The organism is Thermoflavimicrobium daqui, from assembly GCF_003313465.1.
Taxonomy (GTDB): domain Bacteria; phylum Bacillota; class Bacilli; order Thermoactinomycetales; family Thermoactinomycetaceae; genus Thermoflavimicrobium; species Thermoflavimicrobium daqui.
Map to the genome: position 1 here is coordinate 256,670 of NZ_KZ845664.1, position 21,547 is coordinate 278,216.

The 21,547-nt window shown below is 39.5% G+C and carries 3 protein-coding genes and 1 riboswitch; all 3 genes read left to right on the plus strand.

From position 1 onward, the window contains the following. The first annotated feature begins 576 nt into the window (after positions 1–576). A riboswitch (Lysine riboswitch) is annotated at positions 577–768 on the plus strand. Positions 769–915: 147 nt separating this feature from the next. The 3 genes from DL897_RS04470 to DL897_RS04485 all read left to right on the plus strand — a co-directional run bounded on the left by DL897_RS04470 (position 916) and on the right by DL897_RS04485 (position 21,488). Beyond that, entirely contained in the window at positions 916–2,367 is a 1,452-nt protein-coding gene (locus DL897_RS04470; RefSeq protein WP_113657938.1) for an amino acid permease, read from the plus strand. A gap of 875 nt (positions 2,368–3,242) precedes the next feature. Next, a complete protein-coding gene (locus tag DL897_RS04480; RefSeq protein ID WP_113657940.1) occupies positions 3,243–10,331 on the plus strand; it encodes a non-ribosomal peptide synthetase in 7,089 nt (2,362 codons plus the stop codon). Positions 10,332–10,640: 309 nt separating this feature from the next. Continuing rightward, on the plus strand, positions 10,641–21,488 hold the full coding sequence (locus DL897_RS04485; protein WP_113657941.1) for a non-ribosomal peptide synthetase: 10,848 nt from the start codon (positions 10,641–10,643) through the stop codon (positions 21,486–21,488). Positions 21,489–21,547: the final 59 nt, after the last annotated feature.

Below are 21,547 nucleotides of genomic sequence, written 5' to 3' on the forward strand. Positions count from 1 at the left end.
TAGGATTTCTATGGCTAAAATCCATATTTATCCATGAATAGACCTGTTATTCTTTAAAGAATAGGTCTATTATTTTTTGTTTTAGTCTACTTATTTTCTATTCAAAAATAGCAGGGCTGTTGATTTGTATCATATTGGAATGAAGTGAGGGCATGTTTTTGCCACGTGACTAATGATTCTTTCAAGGATGAGTCCGAGTCCGCTTCTGCTCATTCCATCAGATGGAACGCTGGGAGCTGTATGGAAGTAACACGCGGAAGTCATTGGGCTAAAAGCCCATCAGATTCCATTTACTTCCGCTAGGTAAGACATGATAGAAGTTCTTATAGGCTTTGCCTCTTAGAACTTCTTATCCCGTAGAGCGGGGCATGAGGTCGACTGAGTCGAAAAATGCCTTCCTTTCTTACCTATTTTTGGTTAGTCAACACTCCTGCCAAAATAGTATAGTTATGATATGAAAATAAAATTTACATGTTAAATAATAGTATTTGATTTTTTAATATAAATTAGTTATTTTATAGATATGACACAATAATTGAATCGATAAATAATTAAATACAACACCCTAACACTACTCGATGAAGTAGAGGAGCGACTTTTATTAGTACTCAAATAGGAGATATAGAGAAATCGTTGATGATTTGATGAAAGGAAAAGTCGCCGAAGTCTTTCTAGCTTTCTCTAGGCTAGAGGATTGGGGCTATATCCGAATAGGGTATAGAACTGTCACGATGATTTTCGAAGTAATCGTGGAGCGCTATTTCAATGGAAGTATGGGGTACGGGTTTTTATATAAAAAATGCCGTCCTATATTTTCGGACGGTATTTTTTATTTATATAAACCTATTATATGAATGAATAAAAGTAATATTGAATTAAGAAACTAGAAATCATCAAGATGAAAGGTGAAAAGTGATGGAGAGTACAGGACAAACCAGCTTACAGCGGAAATTAAAAACAAGACACATGTCCATGATAGCCATTGGGGGAGCGATCGGAACTGGATTATTTGTCGCAAGTGGGAAAGTGATTCATGATGCTGGACCGGGTGGGGCATTGGTTTCCTATATTGTCATTGGTATTATGGTTTACTTCTTAATGACGAGTCTTGGAGAATTAACTACTTTTATGCCAGTATCTGGATCATTCAGCACATATTCAACTAAATTTGTTGACCCTGCTTTAGGTGTTGCTTTAGGTTGGAACTATTGGTATAACTGGGCTATTACTTTGGCAGTAGATATTGCCACTGGTTCGATGCTTATGGAATATTGGTTTGATAGTGTCGATTCGATAGTGTGGAGTGCTTTATTTCTTATTCTATTATTTGGATTAAACTATATATCGGTCAAAGGATATGGGGAGTCTGAATATTGGTTTGCTTTTATCAAAGTAGCAACTGTCGTTATTTTTTTGATTATCGGAGTATTAACGATTATCGGACTAATGGGTGGAGAGGCAGTCGGATTTAAAAACTTTACTTTAGATGATGGTCCTTTTCATGGAGGGTTTTTCGCTATCTTAGGTGTATTTATGGTTGCTGGATTTTCCTTTCAGGGAACGGAGATTGTTGGCGTAGCCGCTGGTGAAAGTGAAGATCCCAAGAAAAGTGTACCAAAATCAGTAAAGCAAGTGTTTTGGAGAATCCTACTTTTCTATATTTTGGCAATTTTAGTAATTGGATTATTAATTCCTTATAATGATCCTAGGTTGTTAAATGAAAGTGAAAGTGTGGCATATAGTCCGTTTACCCTGGTATTTGATCGAGCTGGTTTGGCATTTGCAGCTTCTGTCATGAATGCGGTTATACTTACATCTGTGTTATCTGCTGGAAATTCTGGTATGTATGTGGCAACACGGATGTTATGGAGCTTAGCAAAAGAGGGACAAGCACCAAAGATTTTTGCAATGTTAAATAAACGTAGTATCCCAGTTCCTGCCCTTCTTTTGACGACACTCGTAGGTGCCTTAACTTTCTTATCCTCTTTATTCGGTGATAAAACGGTATACACTTGGTTGATTAATGCTTCGGGTCTTTCTGGTTTTATCGCTTGGGTAGGGATTGCGATCTGTCATTATCGATTCCGAAAAGCTTATGTAGCACAAGGTTTAGACTTGAATGATTTACCATATCGTGCAAAATGGTTTCCTTTCGGCCCTATCTTTGCCTTTGCTTTATGTATGATTATTATTCTAGGGCAAAACTATGAAGCCATTTTACAAGGTAAATGGTTGGATGTGATGTCAACCTATATTACACTCCCCATCTTTTTACTAATTTGGTTGGGCTATAAATTTGCAAAGAAAACAAAAGTGGTCCCCATTGATCAGATCGATTTTGATGCGATTAGAAAAGAGATGAAATAAGAGGAAAAATAGGTTGAGATGATCTTCCGATTGGCTTCCCTTTCTAAAATTGCTATTAGGCACGCTTTGGCATTGAGTCAAAGTGTGTCTTTTTGTATATCTTCCTTGGCTGGTGATAAAAGACAACTCACTACTTGGATTTACGAAAATCTCTAATATGACTATAAATGGATTATAGTAACAATAAATATTTTCTAATTAATGGAATGCACTTTTAAAAAACGATTGATTATTTTAACTATTTCTAATTAATTATACTATATTTATATTATAAATTGGGTCAGTTATATATAAAAAGTATATTGACAATCTATTTTGTTTTTAATAGTATAAAGTAAAATTTAATTTGATATTTTCAAGGGGATTATATTGGTTTGTGTAGAAGTTCTTGTTTTATCTAGGTTTGTTGTGCATATATTTTGTTTGTGAATTATTCAATTTGTATTTTGTATAAAAATAATATCAATTAAAATTTAAATTATAAAATAGATAAAGGGATGAAGGTGTGATAAAAATATACCGAAGTGAGATGGCGAGATTTGTATCATTTAGAAACTGGAGAAAAGAGGCCTATTTTTGACTTATGTAAGTGGATATATGACAGTAGATCTTTTAGTGGTCATTCCAAGCAAATGATAAATGACAATATGGATGATACATGGAGCAAATTTTGGAGTGTGATACATGATTCGACACCCTTTGTACTATGGCTAAGAGCGAACTATTCTTATGTAGGATCAGCTTTTGGCATGAAGTGAGTTCGAAAACGATTAAGTTAGAGGGAATCCTCTATTTTTCGTATGGATTAAAAGCGTATATATGTACATAAATTACTATATATTGGTAACGGATTATATTGTTCGGAGGGTACATAGATGAATTTACATCATCCGCCGTTGTCGGTTTCACAAAAGGCACTTGCTTATTGGAGAAAAGTATTAAGTGATGCTACGGTTTTACAGTTGCCAACTGATTTTCCACGCTTAGCTAACACTTCTTATCGATCAGCAACTTTTGAAAAGGAAATTCCTTTTTATCTGATTCAAAAAATCCAACAGATTAGTCAGGAAGAATCGATCGAAGTTTCTGTAGTATTGTTTTCTATTTTTCAAATATGGATGAGTCGTTATAGCGGTCAAAAAGACTTTGTTGTAAGTGGCAGTCTCTGTGAAGAAGTAGAAAATCAACAGTCTGCTAATTTGCTTCCTTATCGGGTTACATATAAAGGGAATCCAAAGTTTCGTGATTGGCTGTGGAAAATAAACCAACTGGTATCAGAAACAAATAGCCACCTCATCGATCCGTTTTCCGTTGACTTACAAGATCTACAGCTTGAAAGTGAAGAATATACTTCTTTTTTCAAAATCCAATTTGTTTGGAATGAGTCAGACAATTTCAAACCACTTCATCTATCATGTGACCTCAAGTTATCGATACATGTAAGACAGGATAATTGGGTAGCTCGATTAACTTATAACCAAAGTCTATGGGCAGAAAATACGATTTACCGCATGGTTAAGCATTTTGAAAGGCTACTACAGGAAATTACTGATAGCTCGGATAGAACAATTCATCACATTCCTATTTTGACAAATGAAGAGGAAGATTTATTTTATAAATGGAATCAGACAAAAATGGATTACCCGCAGGATCGGCTTGTTTATGAGTGGATAGAAGAGTGGGCTCGTTTATGTCCAGATAGAGTAGCTGTTTCTATGGATGGAAGCGTATTGACATATCGCGAGTTAAATGAAAAAGCGAATCAATTGGCAAGGCATCTACGGAAAATAGGAGTGAGTCCCAATCAATTTGTAGCAGTGTGTATGGAACGTTCTTTTGAGTTATTAATCAGTTTATTAGCTATTTTAAAAGCTGGTGGAGCATATGTTCCCATTGATCCTAAGTATCCGAATGAACGAATTACCTATATGCTACGCGACTTAGGGACATCTGTAAGATTAACGGAGTCAAAAGTGGCTCAAAAAGTAGAAGAGTTAAGTAAAGAGTGTATTTGTATCGACAAACAATGGACGATGATATCCAATGAAAGTACAGAAAATCTTAAGCTAAATCATACAACCGATCAACTTGCTTATCTCATTTATACCTCCGGATCGACAGGTCAACCTAAAGGCGTGATGATTAATCATCGTTCCTTACTAAATCTAATTTTCTGGCATCGAAAGGCTTATCAGTTAACCGAACAAGACCGGACTACATTGCTTGCCGGGGTTGGTTTTGATGCTTCTGTTTGGGAAATATGGCCGACATTATCGGCGGGGGCTTGTTTAATAGTTCCAGATGAAGAAATACGGGTCAATCCCATCGCACTAAAAGAATGGTTAATTCAAAATGAAATTACGATCAGTTTTTTACCAACGCCCCTTTTAGAGAGCATGCTTTTCTTAGACTGGCCTAAGCAAGTTAAATTACGTAAATTATTAACGGGTGGAGATCAACTTCGGTACTATCGACCGGTAGATTTCCCAGTTGATGTAATAAATCACTATGGCCCAACTGAGAATACAGTAGTTACCACAGCTGTAGAAGTACCCAAGGGAGCAATCCATCAACAAAAGCCTGCGATTGGATACCCGATTTCAAATACGGAAGTTTATGTATTAGACGAATACCTTCAACAAGTACCCATTGGTGTTTTTGGTGAACTGTATGTAGGGGGAGCTGGTTTAGCTCAAGGATATTGGAATCGGGAAGATTTGACCAAGGAACGTTTTATTTCTCATCCATTTCAAAAAGACAAGAAAGCAAAACTTTATCGTACTGGTGACATTGTTCGTTTTTTACCTGATGGTAATCTAGAGTTTTTGGGACGAATGGATCACCAAGTAAAAATTCGTGGATTTCGTATCGAGTTAAGTGAAATCGAGACTGTTTTAAGTCAACACCCATTGATTAAGGAAACATTAGTAATCCCCTATACAGAGGATAGGACTGGTGAAAAACAGCTAGTAGCTTATATCGTAACTTCAAGTGGTCAAGAAGCGGATTGGAAAGCTTTTGTACAATCGAAGTTGCCCAATTATATGGTTCCAACTGCTTTTATCGTATTAGAATCATTTCCACTTACACCTAATGGTAAAATCGATCGTCAAGCCTTACCAACTCTAAAGGATATAAGTAGTCAAATCTATATCGCTCCACAGACTACACTCGAAAAAGAAATAGTCGATATTTGGTCAGAAGTGTTAGGGCATAAACCAATTGGTCTTCATGATGATTTTGTTTCTTTAGGTGGGCATTCTTTGCTAGCTGCACAAATCATGAATCGGATCAATCAACGTTATCATTTGAAATTACCTACAAGTATGATATTTGAGGCTTCGACAGTAAAACAGCTTTCTCAAGTGGTCAAAGAGAGACATCAAGACTTCAAAGAATATCGCTCCTCTCTACAAAAGATAGAGCGAGCACATAGTCATTCCTTTCCCATGTCTTTTGCGCAGCAACGATTATGGTTTCTCAATCGATTTATTAAGAATACAGCGACATATCATATCCCTTTTTTGTTACAGATGAAGGGAAGGTTAAATATCATGGCACTTCGACAAAGCTGTGATCAGTTAGTCGAGCGCCATGAATCATTACGAACTCTTTTTAAAGAGATAGAAGGGCAAACGGTTCAAATTATTCAAAACCAAATTTCCTTTGGTTGGATTATGAAAGATTTTCGAATGGTTAATAATCCGAAAGAGATGGCAATGAATTGGATTGAGCAGGAAGCACATGCTGAATTTGATTTAGAGCAAGGACCCTTATTGCGAATCAGTCTGCTTCGTATTGCGGAAGAGGAATGGTTGTTGTTATTAAATATGCACCATATTATTTCGGATGGCTGGTCAATGGGAGTTTTACTTCAGGAGCTATTTCAACAATACAATGCTATTATTCAAGGAAGGAAGGCAAACTTATCGGATATTCCGATTCAATATGTAGACTATACAATTTGGCAGAAAAAAGAGAAGTTCCATAAACAGTTAGCATATTGGAGACAAAAGTTAGCTAACGTTCCCGTTTTAGAGCTTCCTACCGATCATATTCGTCCTTCTGAGCAGACGTATCACGGAGAATCTTATTCGATAAATTTACCGAACCGGCTTGTACAAGGCTTGAAAAAGATGAGCCAACAAGAAGGTACCACCTTATTTATGACTTTATTAGCCGCATTTAAAGTAATGTTGTATCGATATACAGGGCAAACAGACCTAGCAGTAGGAAGTCCAGTTGCCGGTCGGAATCATCCAGAATTGGAAAAAGTAATTGGTTTTTTTGTGAATACACTCGTTCTTCGAACCCAATTCTCTGGTAATTTCCGGTTTAAAGAGTTACTTCAACAAGTTCGAGACGTAGCGATTGAAGCTTATGATAACCAAGATATCCCGTTTGAACAGGTTGTACATAATATACAGCCTGAAAGGAGTCTAAGTCATTCTCCACTTTTTCAAGTCATGTTTGGATTTCAAGATATGCCAGAAGTAAGTGAAAGTGTAGCTGGGTTACAGGTTGAGTCATTAGGGTTACAGCAAAAAACGGCTAAATTTGATTTAACACTGATGATGTATCAGAAGCAGGAACAACTGATTGCTACATTTGAATATAGTACCGATTTATTTGTAGAAAGTACGATTCAGCGGATGGCAGCTAATTTTATCACCCTCTTAGAAGGGATATTAGATCATCCAGAATGTACGATTAGTCACTTGCCACTACTTAGCCAACAAGAGCAAAGACAGCTAAAAGCATGGAACGATAATAGGAGTATGATTCCTCATATTTGCATGCATGAATGGTTTGAGCAACAAGTTAAACGGACTCCAGATCAGATAGCGATTAGATCTGAAAAAGAGGATTGCTCTTATTTAGAGTTAAATATGCGAGCTAATCAACTGGCACACTATCTACAAAGCCTTGGTGTTGGACCAGAAGTGGCCGTCGGAATTTGTATGCAGCGCTCTGTTGATCTGATCGTAGGGATGTTAGGTATTTTAAAAGCGGGTGGAGCTTATGTTCCGCTTGATCCAGCCTACCCGAAGGATCGTATTGCTTATATGGTAAATGACTCGCAGATTACGGTTCTTCTCACGGAAGCAAGTTTGCTTTCATCATTACCTCTGAATAACACAAGGACTGTTTGTATCGATCGAGATTGGCCGCTGATCGATCAGCACAGTAACGAAAATGGCCAATGTCAAATCCATCCTAAAAACTTGGCATACATGATTTATACTTCTGGTTCTACGGGCAAGCCTAAAGGGGTTATGATTGAACATCATAGTGCTGTTGCTTTAATTTCTTGGGTACAACAAGAGTTTGTACCGGAGGAATTGCAAGGAGTTCTTGCTGCCACTTCTGTTTGCTTTGATTTATCTGTGTTTGAAATATTTGTCCCATTATGCTGTGGTGGTACAGTCATTTTAGCAGAAAATGCACTTGAATTACCCTATTTATCTGCTCGTCATCAAGTCACATTGGTAAACACAGTGCCTTCTGCTGCGAAAGAACTCTTAAAAATGAATGGGTTTCCAGAGTCAGTCAAAGTAGTGAATCTAGCTGGAGAACCACTCCCGCTTACTCTGGTTCAACATTTGTACCAATATGGAGTTCAAAAGGTATATAATCTCTATGGTCCATCAGAGGATACAACTTATTCTACCTATGCATGGATTAAAGCGGATGAAAAACGTAGTCCTGTAATTGGTCTCCCTATTACTAATACACAAGCTTATGTATTAGATGCACACTTACAGCAAGTACCGATTGGTGTACCAGGTGAGTTATATCTTGGAGGGGCTGGATTAGCTAGAGGTTACTTGAATAATCCCGACTTAACGGCTGAACGTTTTATATCAGTTAGTGTGCACGATGAGCCAGTCAAACGTGTTTATAAAACAGGGGATTTAGTACGATATCGTGATGATGGTAATCTGGAATTTTTGGGACGTACTGATTATCAAGTAAAAGTTCGAGGTTTTCGAATTGAACTAGGAGAAATTGAAACTCATCTTAGGCAACATCCAGAAGTTCAAGAGGTCGTTGTGGTAGTTAGAGAAGATCAACCTGACGAAAAAAAATTAGTGGCATACCTTGTTTTAAAAGATGAAAAAGAGATGAGCATAAACGATTGGCGAAAATATTTGAAGAAAAGGCTACCCGATTATATGATCCCAGTCGCTTTTGTCATCCTAAAACAAATGCCACTTACACCCAATGGAAAGATTGATCGAAAAAAACTACCAGCACCTAAATGGAATCGTTCTGAGCTAGGCATGCGCTACCAAGCCCCACAAACTCCTCTCGAAAAAGACTTGGCTGATATTTGGTGTCAGGTATTAAATGTTGACAATGTAGGAGTTTATGACAGCTTTTTTGCTTTGGGTGGGGATTCAATTTTATCTTTACAAGTGATTGCTCTTGCTAATCAAAAAGGAATTTATCTAACACCTAGACATTTTTTTGAGTATCAGTCCATTGCTGAGTTAGCTAAGGTGGTCGCAGAGGAAGAAATTCCTATTCAAGCGGAACAAGGGGTGGTAACTGGAGATATTTTTCTCACTCCAATTCAACATTGGTTTTTTGAGCAGAGTATCCCCAATCGCCATAATTGGAATCAGTCCATTCTGATGAAACTACATTCTAATATTGATTTTTCGTTACTACAACAAGCTTGGAGTTGGGTGATACAACATCATGATACTTTACGCCTCCGCTTTGCCAAAGAAAAGCACGGCTTTAGGCAATGGAATGCCGCGGAGGAGAAGGGGCTGGTTTTTCATCGGATTGATGGGTCGAGTATACCGCTTTCACATCGACAGCAGTTTTTGGAACAGGAGCGAAAGAAAGCTGAGAGTGGTTTACATCTAGAGACAGGACCGATTATACAAGCGATTGCTATTGATTTTGGGGAAGTTGATACCAACTACCTAATCATGGTTATTCATCATTTGGCTGTCGATGGTGTATCTTGGCGTATTATTTTAGAAGATTTGGAGAGGGTATATGGACAATTAAAAGAAGGTAAACAAGTTACTTTGTTACGAAAAACAACTTCTTATCAAGAATGGGCCAAACTGCTACGTAATTATGCTTGCTCAGAGAAGCTTAAGGAGGAAAGAAAGTTTTGGCAAGAACAATTAATAAAAGCAACTTCTTCGATTCCATTAGACTTTCCTAATCAGTCAGAGAGGAAGAAAGAAGTTGAGCAATTGACCATCGATCTAACTCCAATAGAAACCCAGATGCTATTAAAAGAAGCACCCAATAAATTACGTGCAAAAGTTCCAGAAATTCTACTTGCAGCTTTGGTGCAAACATTTGTTAAGTGGACAAAACGAGATTCATTCCTTGTTAATCTAGAAAGTCATGGTCGAGAACTAATTGATGATCGAGTTGATTTAACACGTACAGTCGGTTGGTTTACAAGCATTTACCCAGTATGGATTCATCTTGGTAGAGCTAAGAGGTTGGAACAAGTATTAGCACGCGTGAAAGAACAACTGCGACAAATTCCTACTAATGGTTTGGGATATGGTGTTTTACGGTATTTAGCTGATTCTGAGACAATCAAGCAAATGAGAAAGCTTCCAGAAGCAAAAGTTAGCTTTAATTACCTCGGACAATTTGATCAACTGGTAGATGGATCGATCTGTTTTGATCAATTGGTGCAATTTTACGGACCGAGTGAGGAGCAAGAAAGTATGCGGCCACATATCATCGATGTTGCAGCATTGATCAGAAATGGACGATTACAAATGATCTGGACATATGATCAGGCTTACCATCGGTCAATAACGATTAGGAACTTAGCGAATGACTATGTACATTGGATTCAAATGTTGCTTCATCACCAACAAGCAATCTTAACTCCAGCCGATTTTTCAAAAGCGAAGGTGAGTCAGACAGAACTGAATAAAGTGTTAGCCAAGCTAGCACAAAAAAAGAAAAAGTAAAAGAAATATAGTAGAGTCATCTTAATCAGACATCGGTCACGAAGAGAGATAACCTTATCACTACGGGGCAAGAAGTTCTAAGAGTAGAAGGCACGATGAACTACTATAACTTTGATTATCCAATTCGACATGACTGATGGTAGAAACGAGATAGTAAATTCAAAAATGATACATGGTTGAATGAGAGGAAAGTCACAGGTTAAAAATTGCCCCTTTATTTATAGGGGGCTCTTTCCATGAAATAGGAAATAGGATAATATTGGGAATAGAGCTGAATTTGGATTACTTCAACAGAAAGGGCGATCAGTCTTGCTAACGGAGGAGATTCAAGATTTATACGAACTGACCCCTGTCCAACAAGGTATTTTGTTTCATTCGCTTTATGACAAAGATCTCCAATTTTATGTCAATCAAGTCACTTTTACACTAACAGGTACACTCGATATTGAAAAATACCAAATGGCTTGGCACTATGTGGTGAATCGACATCCTGTTTTACGTACGTCCTTTGTTTGGGAGGAAGTAAAACAGCCTTTGCAAGTGATACTTCGACAAATCGATTTGCCCATTGTTTATGAAGATTGGAGTCCTTTGTCTACTTCAGTACAGGCTAAAAAGTGGCAGGATCTGCTTAGACAAGATCGTGAAAAAGGCTTTCAATTAGATGAAGCTCCATTGATGAGATTAACGATTGTACAATGTGAAGAACAGAAAATTCAAGTGTTATGGAGTTTTCATCATCTGATTTTAGATGGGTGGAGCTTACCCATTTTATTAAAAGAGGTATTGGCTACTTATGAAGCTGATGTTACTGGAAAAGGTCTTTATTTACCTGAACCCCGACCGTTTAGTGATTATATCGAATGGGTGCAGGAGCAAGATAAAAGACAAGCGGAGCTGTTTTGGCGTCAATTGTTAAAGGGGTATTCTGAACCGATATCATTACGAGTAGAAAAGTCAAATCCATATTCCGAATCATCATTATTATTGCAAGAAATGGAATTGTATATTCCGGAAGAAAAGTATTCTCAAATACAAGAAAAAATCCGACAACAACATTTAACAGTGAATACATTGATACAAGGAGCCTGGGCGTTCATTTTAAGCCGATACAGTGGTCAGAAAGATGTTGTTTTTGGTACAGCCGTTTCGGGACGTCCTACACACCTACGCGGTTTTGAGTCGATGGTAGGCATGTTTATGAATACACTTCCCACCCGCATTCAACTTCCTCAAGCTCAAACAGTGGGAGAGTGGCTACATGGTATTCAAAAGCAACAAGCCGAAATACGAGATTATGAGTATAGCTCGCCAGCAGATATAGAAAGCTGGAGTGATATACCTAGTCATGCTTCGCTATTTGATTCATTACTCGCTTTTGAAAACTATCCGATGGTTTCATTAACTGGTGGAGGAATTAAGCTTACAGATCTAAGGTCGATTGAGCGGCCACATTATAGTTTAAATCTGGTCATCATCCCTAGAGAAAATCTTTTAATCAAATGGCTGTGGGACCCAAATCGATATACACGTGAAACGATTGAACGGATTTCGCAGCATTTTTTAACACTATTGGATCAATTGACCGAGGATATGGAGCAGCCTTTATCTCAGATTTCGCTTTTGAATCCCGAAGAACGAATGCAATTACTAGTAGAGTGGAATCAAACCAAAACTGATTATCCACAAGAGATGAGTGTTCATGAATGGATAAAACTTAAAGCTATACACTCTCCTGATCAGATTGCTGCTGTGGATGACAAAGACATACTCACTTATGGTGAATTAAATCGACGTGCTAATCAATTAGCACGATATCTGCATAAGAAGGGAATGCATACAGGTGATTTAGTAGGTATTTGTATGGATCGTTCGTTTGAGCTGCTTGTTGCTGTCTTGGGCGTTTTAAAAGCAGGTGGTACTTATGTGCCCATGGATCCAGCCTATCCAGATGAACGTTTGGCGTATCTGCTTCAGGATTCCCAAGCACGCATCGTACTTACTCAAGCGGTCTATAGTCAGAAGCTCATGAGAAATCAAGAGCAGATGATTGTTTTGGATTCAATTTGGGATGAGATCACATTAGAAAGTGAAGATGAACTGGAGCTTATGACGGAAATGGATCAGCTTGCTTATGTGATCTATACATCAGGCTCTACAGGTCTTCCTAAAGGAGTCCAAATCTCTCATCGTTCCCTTTTAAATTTGGTGTTTTGGCATATCAGAGAGTATCAACTAAGTAGTGAGGATCGAACAACGTTAATCGCTGGAACAGCCTTTGATGCCTCTGTTTGGGAAGTTTGGCCAACACTCGTTGCAGGGGCAAGCTTATATATACCAAATGAAGAAACGCGTTTATCTCCTGCCCATTTACAGCAATGGTTGATAAAAAACGAAGTAACGATTTGTTTTTTACCAACGCCGATTTTAGAAAGAATATTAGCTCTCAATTGGCCCAAAGAGGTAAAGTTACGCAAATTGCTAACGGGTGGAGATCAACTGCGTTACCTTCCACCTCCAAATTTTCCGATTGAGGTCATCAATCATTATGGACCAACGGAAAATACAGTAGTTACTACAGCATGTTCACTTAAAGAATGTGAGAATATCACAGGAATGCCCCCAATCGGAAGACCGATTGCCAATACCGAGGTGTATGTACTCGATTCTGACCGTCATCCTGTACCTATTGGAGTTCCTGGAGAGTTATATGTTGGTGGGGATGGTTTGGCACGTGGATATCATCTGAAAGATGAACTGACGAATGAACGTTTTATCCCGCACCCTTTTCGTCAAGAGTTAGGAGCTCGACTCTATCGAACAGGAGATTTAGTACGGTTTTTACCAGATGGTCAACTTGAATTTTTGGGACGGATGGATCATCAAATTAAAATTCGTGGATACCGGATTGAGCTAGGAGAGATTGAAGCCAATTTATTGCAGCATCCTGCTATCAAAGAAGTAGCTGTCATTCCTTATGAGCAGAATAAGGAAAATGCATACTTGGTTGCTTATTATGTTTCGGAATATATGCATGAGGTAGAAGAGTGGAAAACTTTCCTAAGTAGCAAATTACCTGATTATATGGTGCCGACTGTTTTTATTCAATTGGATCATTTGCCACTTACCGCTAATGGGAAAATTGATCGAAAAGCCTTACCTGCTCCTGAAGAAACGATGGTTATAGCCGAGTTCATGCCTCCACGGACTCCAGTTGAAGAGATCATTTGGGGGATATGGAGCGAAGTATTACATCGAGAAAATATTGGAATTCACCAATCCTTTTTTGAAATGGGTGGTCAATCTCTGCTAGCTACACAAGTAACCGCCCGATTAAGTGAGGCTTTTCATATCGAGATACCTATTCGAATCCTTTTTGAAAAGACGACGATTGCTCAGTTAGCTGAATGGCTCGAGGTAAAACTGCGCGGGGATCACAAGCGAATAAAGCAGGAAGTTAAACAGAGTGATAAGCAAGATGGACCTATTCCACTCTCCTATGCACAAAGGCGGCTTTGGTTTTTAGATCAATTAATGACCGATCAAGGTACTTATAATGTCCCATTTGCCATTCGCCTCCACGGTGAGCTAAATGTAGAAATCTTAAAGCAAAGCTTTCAGCAGCTGATTCAAAGGCAGTCATCTTTGCGCTTGACCGTTCATGAAATCGATGGGCAAGCGTGGCAACTATTACAAGAGGAACTCTCTGATTGGTGGGAGTTCTACGATATGCGTGTAGTGCTTCAGGCAGAAGAGGAAGCGATGGAATTTGTAAAGCTAGATGCAGGTCGACCCTTTGATCTGACGAATGGTCCGCTGTTTCGTGTACATCTGTATCAAATTAAAGATCAAAGCTGGCTTCTTTATGTCAATATGCATCATATCATCTCAGATGGTTGGTCCCTTCGTATCCTGCTGGATGAGCTATTTGAACTGTATGAAAGTCAAATACAAGGAAATCAAGCCAAACTTTCTGAACTACCGATTCAGTACGCTGACTTTGCAACTTGGCAACGCCAGTGGCTACAAGGTGATATTCTTGAGCATCAATTAGCGTATTGGAAACAACAGCTACGAGACGTTCCTGTATTGGAGATACCTACCGACTATCCACGTCCCTTAGAGCAAACGTTTCGTGGAACGACTTATCGCTTTTCGCTTGGATCTGATCTGTGTCATCGTCTTCAGGAGATTTGTCGTCAAGAAGGAGTTACGTTGTTTATGACCTTGCTCGCAGCATTTCAAACACTACTCAGTCGGTACAGCGGGCAAGAAGATATTGCGATCGGTAGTCCAATTGCGAATCGTTCTGAAAAAAGTTTAGAAGGGCTTATCGGATTTTTCGTGAACACGTTAGTTTTGCGGACGGATCTTTCTGGAAGTCCTAGTTTTCGAGAGCTATTAGCTCGTGTACGTGAAGTGTCTCTGGGGGCGTATGCCAATCAAGATGTCCCTTTTGAAAAAATTGTAGATGAGTTACAGCTAGAAAGAGATTTAAGCCATACCCCCTTGTTTCAAGTAATGTTTGCACTACAAAACCTCGATTTAACACTACCACAAGTCGAGGGGCTTACCAGTGAGTGGATTGATGTTCCACATCAAGTGGCTAAGTTTGATCTAACTTGTAATATAACGGAAATGACCGATGAGCTCATTGTTGATCTGGAATATAATACGGATTTGTTTACAGCTGGAACGATCAAGCGGATGGCAGAACACTTTACCCGTATCTTAGAAGAAATGGTCGTTGATCTTGATCAACCAATTACATCTTTTTCACTTTTGACAGAGTCTGAACACGATTGCTTAGAGAAGTGGAATCAAACTCAAAAGTCTTATCCCCTACAAGAGGGTGTTCATGAACTTGTAGAAAAGGTGGCAAAGCAATACCCCGGATCGCCCGCTGTAGTGAGTAGTGAAGGAAGTTTAACCTATAAGGAATTAAATCAACGTGCCAATCAACTTGCGCATTATTTGCTCAAATCTGGAGTTAAACAAGGAGACTGGATCGGTATTAGTATGGATCGATCTGGTGATTTAATCATTAGTTTACTTGCTACTTTAAAGATCGGAGCCATTTATATACCTATTGACCCAGCTTATCCGCAGGAACGTATTGCCTATATGTTAGAAGATTCTCAGGCGAAAGTGGTTTTGACCCAATCTTATTTAAAACATCAAGTTCCTAACGGATATAGCATCATTGTGTTGGATCAAGCTACACAAGCTATCGAACAAGAAAGTATAAAAGATCTCCATACACCACTGGATCCAGAGCAGTTGGCTTATGTAATTTATACATCAGGATCAACAGGAAAGCCCAAAGGAGTAATGATTCGTCATCGTTCGCTACTTAATCTTGTGTTTTGGCATATAGGGGAATATAAGCTTACTACACAAGATCGGTGTACATTATTGGCTGGAGTGGCTTTTGATGCTTCTGTTTGGGAGATTTGGCCTGCACTCGCTTCTGGAGCGACCCTTTATATTCCTGATGAGGGAACTCGCCTATCTCCAGTCGATCTTCGCAATTGGTTAATTGAACAGAAGATTACAGTTAGCTTTATCCCTACTCCATTATTGGAAAAATTACTGGTTTTAAAATGGCCGAGATCGATGTCACTGCGTAAATTTCTGACAGGTGGGGATCAATTAAGAGTTTATCCACCACGTGATTTCCCAGCTGATGTCATTAATCATTATGGACCAACTGAAAATACAGTGGTAACTACGTCCGCACCGGTGCTAAGGGAAGGTAACCAAGATCGATTACCGGTGATTGGTAAACCGATTGATAATACAGAAGTGTACGTGTTAGATGCTTATCGAAAGCAAGTTCCCATTGGTGTTCCGGGAGAGCTTTATATCAGTGGTGAGGGAATTTCCTTAGGATATTTAAATCGTCCTGAACTGACAGAAAAGCACTTTATTCCGCATTTATTCAAGGCTGATACATCCGCTCGCTTATATAAAACAGGGGATTTGGTACGGTTTTTACCAGATGGTCAACTTGAGTTTTTAGGAAGGATCGATCAGCAAGTTAAAATACGTGGCTTTCGAATTGAACTGGGAGAGATTGAAGCGATCTTAGCTGAATATGATGTAATCAAAGAAGTAGTCGTGATAGCAAGAGAGGATCAACCAGGAGAGAAACGCCTTGTTGCTTATGTAGTCATCAAACAGGAAGAGACATTTTCAACCTACGATTGCAGGCGCTATCTTAAGAAGCATTTGCCAGAGTATATGATTCCCACAGCTTTTGTAGTCATCGATGCTCTTCCACTTACTGCTAATGGCAAAATCGACCGCAAAGCACTACCAGCTCCATCATATGAAGGAACACTTGAATCACGAAAGTATGTAGCAGCAAGAAATCCTATTGAACAGATCTTTGTAAAGATTTGGCAGCAAATTTTAGGGGTAAAACGCATTGGAATTCATGATAACTTTTTTGCTTTGGGTGGGGATTCGATTTTAAGTATCCAAATTGTGTCCAAAGCGAAACAACAAGGATTAAAAATCACACCCAAACAGCTGTTTGAAAATCAAACCATTGCTGAGCTTGCATTAGTAGCAAAGCACGAAAATCAAGTAGAAGCAGAACAGGGAATCTTGACCGGAAAAGTACCTTTGACTCCAATCCAGCATTGGTTCTGGGAGCAAAAAGTTGTCAATCGTCACCATTGGAATCAATCAGTATTGTTAGAGGTGAAAGAGCGATTAGAACCAGATTTACTGATGCAAACATTGCAGGAGCTACTTACTCATCATGATGCCTTACGATTACGTTTTGTTGAAAAGGATGGGGTAGTAGAGCAAAGTTATCAGACAACTGAAAACAGTGTTCCATTTCGTTATATCAACTTGGAAAAGTATACACCGACGATACAAAGTCAGTTGATCGAACAAATTTCGGCAGATGTACAAAGCAGTTTAGATATCACACGTGGTCCGATTTTGTGGATGGTTTACTTTGATTTAGGTGCTAAGGTTCCAGGGCGTCTATTATGGGTTATCCATCATTTAGTAGTCGATGGGGTATCATGGCGGATTTTGCTTGAAGACTTAGAGACCGTTTATTACCAGTTAAAACAGAGAAAGCCAGTTCAATTCCCAGCAAAAACGTCTTCACTCCAACAATGGATGGACGTATTGTACGATGAAGCAAAATCAGAAGAGACGAAGCAAGAGCTTGATTATTGGTTAACTTGGATTGAGAAGGATCTACTTCCTTTACCTGTGGACTATTCTTATGGAGAAAACACAGAGAAATCGGTACGCAAAGTGACATGTCAGTTAAGTAAAGAGGAAACACGTGTGTTGCTACAAGATGTACCTCAAGCGTATCGAACACAAATGAATGAGGTTCTTCTTACAGCACTAGCACAAGCAATCAATCAATGGACCAAACAATCAGCAATCTGTGTCCATATAGAAGGACATGGGCGAGAAGAGCTTCATCCAAGTATCGATTTATCTCGAACGGTGGGTTGGCTTACGAGTTTGTATCCTGTTTGTGTTGATCTAACTGATCAAGTAACCATTTATCAACGATTAAAAACGGTAAAAGAGCAGGTTCGCCAGATTCCAAGACGCGGAATTGGATATGGTCTATTACGATATTTACACTCTGATCCAACCATTAAAGCGAAGCTTGCCCCCATGTCGCCAGAGATCAGTTTCAACTACTTGGGGCAGCTGGATGGCACGATTTCACGGGGAGCACTATTTCAAGGAGAAGCACCTGAAGATCGTGGTAAGCATATGGATGGTAACTCGATTCGACCGCATCTTCTTGATGTAGTAGGGGCTATTATGAATGAAAAGTTACAGATGACTTTCTGGTATAGCGAAGCAATGCATCGACAGGAGACGATTGAGCAGTTGGCCTCCGATTTTATAACAGCGATCAGAGATATCATCGCCCATCGCTCATCACCCGAAGCAGGTGGTTATATCCCCTCCGATTTTCCGCTTGCTGAGCTTTCACAACAGGAACTAGAGCAGTACTTGGGTGAAAGCCGTCAGATCGAAGATGTATACCCACTCTCTCCTCTACAGCAAGGGTTGTTGTTTCATACTTTGTATGGAGAGGAATCAGGGGATTATGTGGTTCAGATGTTGCTTACTTTTCAAGGGAAGTTAGATCCGGTTGCATTTGAAAAAGCTTGGCAAACAGTAATGAATCATTATGAAATTTTACGAGCTTATGTGATTTGGAAAGGTCTTAAAACTCCTCATCAAGTGATTGCTGGTGAAGTACCCGTACCCATTCAGTTGGTAGACTTGTCCCGTTATACTCCTGAAGAGCAAGAGCAGAAAATACAAGCATTTCTGGAAGCAGATCGCAAGCAAGGCTTTTCTTTAGATCAAGCTCCACTCATGCGGTTAACACTTTTTCAAAAAGGGATAGAAAGCTATCAACTCGCTTGGAGTTATCATCATGTTATTTTGGATGGCTGGAGTATGCCACTTGTGATCGAAGATCTACTCCGTAGTTACGATGGATGGATAAGTGATTCAAGTTTTCAACTTCAGGAAGTTCGTCCATATAAAAACTACATTCAGTGGCTTAAACAGCAAGATTTGGCTGAAGCTGAAGCATTTTGGCGCAAAAAGCTTCAAGGGTATACGACACCACTTTCTCTACCTATTGAAAAGGTGCAAGCAGAGTCCGTTCCTCCAGATCCTAAGCAAAAAGTGTTTTCCCTGTCAAAAGAGTTAACGAACGAACTACAAGCATTTGCTCGTCAAAATCACCTAACCTTAAACACGTTAATTCAGGGAGCATGGGCCTTGCTACTTAGCCGTTATAGTGGAGAAAGGGATCTGGTATATGGGGCAACCGGTTCAGGTCGGCCCGCTGAACTCACGGGAATTGAGAAAATGGTAGGACTGTTTATTAACTCTTTACCTGTTCGTGTGTATCTTCCAACTGAAGAGTCTATTTTAAACTGGCTACAAAATTTGCAACAGGAACATTTGGAAATGCGACAATTTGAATATACCCCTCTATTAGATATTCAAGGATGGAGCGAACTGTCGCGGGGAGTTAATCTGTTCGACTACATGTATGTATTTGAAAATTATCCAGTTGGGGACTTCATGGAGGAAACACAGGGTGAATTGCAACTAACACAAATAGATGGTAGTGAACAGGTAAATTATCCATTGGCACTCGTTGTCGCACCTGGTAAACAAGTATGGATGAAATGGTTATACGACCAAAATCGCTTTACGAATGAAACGATTGAGCAAATGAGTCGGCACTTAGAGATTTTGCTAAGACGTATGATCGATATGCCAAAACAACCTTTAGCTACTCTATCGATTCTTACAGAAGAAGAAGAGCGCCAGTTAGCAGAGTGGAATCAAACTCAATCACCTTACTCATTAGATTGCTTGGTGCATGAATGGGTAGCCAGACACGCAGAAAAACAGCCGAACTCATCTGCCATTGTCTCCATAGATGAAATCTGGAGTTATGGGGAGTTAAATGGACAGGCGAATCAACTTGCCCATTACTTACAAAAATGTGGAGTTGGACCGGATACATTAGTAGGGGTTTATCTAGAGCGTTCCCCCGAAATGATTTTAAGTCAATTAGCCATATTGAAAGCGGGAGGAGCTTATGTTCCACTTGATCCAGCTTTACCATCTGAGCGAGTGGCTTGGATGCTACAAGATGCAAGTATTTCGATTGTGCTAACTACCCAAAAATGGGGAGCCAATCTGTCACAAGCTAAGACAAAGGTACTATGCTTAGATACAGATAAGGGCAACTGGCTTGACGAGGCAAGAATAGAGCCGACATCCAATGTAACCGCAGATCACTTAGCTTATGTCATCTATACTTCAGGATCGACAGGTACACCCAAAGGGGTAGAAGTTTGTCATCGGTCACTCATCAATTTACTACATTGGTATCAAAAAACTTTTTCACTTACATCAGGAGACCGGATAGCACAAATGATGGGAGTAGCTTTTGATCCTTCCGTTTGGGAAGTATGGTCAGCATTATGGGTTGGAGCTAGCTTATATCTACCTACGGAGGAAGATCGTTTATCTCCTGTTGCGTTAAAAGACTGGATATTAAAGCATAAAATTACGATTATCTGTGTTGCACCATCCATGCTAGAAAGTTTGTTTTTGCTTTCATGGCCGGAAGATATTTCATTACGCTTCTTATTTACTGGCGGAGATCAACTATATGCTTATCCACCGCCTAATTTCCCCGTCAAGGTATTCAATTTATACGGACCGACAGAAAGCACGGTGTTGGTTGCCGCTGCTTGCATCAATGGACGAAACCCATGGTCTACATTGCCACCGATCGGGAGAGCCATCGACAACATTGAGCTCCATGTACTGGATGACCAGCTGCTGCCCGTTCCGATTGGCATTCCTGGTGAGTTATACATTGGTGGTGAGGGGCTAGCACGTGGTTATGTAGGGCAAGATGAATTAACCCGTGAGCGGTTCATATTCCATCCATTTAGTGATGAACCTAAAGACAGACTATATAAAACAGGGGATTTGGTACGCTACTTACCAGATGGTCAGTTGGAGTTTCTTGGTCGTATCGATCATCAGGTGAAAATTCGTGGTTTCCGAATTGAATTGGGAGAAATCGAAACGGTGCTCAATGAGCATCCAACGATTAAAGAAACTTTGGTTCAAGTATTTGAAGAAACGCCGGGCAAAAAACAGTTAGTCGCATATGTCGTTGCTAGTGAAAATCGGAAAGATGAATGGCGAGAGTGGTTGGAACAAAGGTTACCGAAGTATATGATTCCGGCATTGTTTGTAGTGCTAAACGAGTTTCCGCGTACCACAAATGGAAAAGTTGATCGTAAGAAATTGCCAAAGCCGGATTATAGCTTATTCCAGGTTGAGTATGTACCTCCGCGAACGCCGATGGAAAAGAAGATTACTAAGATTTGGGAAGAAGTATTGCAAGTAGAGCGAGTCGGATTACATGATAATTTCTTTGAGCTAGGTGGACACTCATTACTTGCTACCCAAGTGATATCGCGGATTAATGAAACACTTCGTGCGGAACTACCGATTCGTTATGTTTTTGAGCGGCCAACCGTGGCTGAGCTTGTCAAACAGATTAAATCAACTTTGCGATCGCAATTTGTAGTCAAACGTTAAATGGATGAGGGAGATGACTCTCCCTCCTACATCACTTCATAGGGAAGGGTTGACAAAAG

Bases quoted from the DNA above. Each gene is read 5' to 3' on its own strand.
- DL897_RS04470 (WP_113657938.1), top strand. From the start codon at position 916: ATGGAGAGTACAGGACAAACCAGCTTACAGCGGAAATTAAAAACAAGA.
- DL897_RS04480 (WP_113657940.1), top strand. From the start codon at position 3,243: ATGAATTTACATCATCCGCCGTTGTCGGTTTCACAAAAGGCACTTGCT.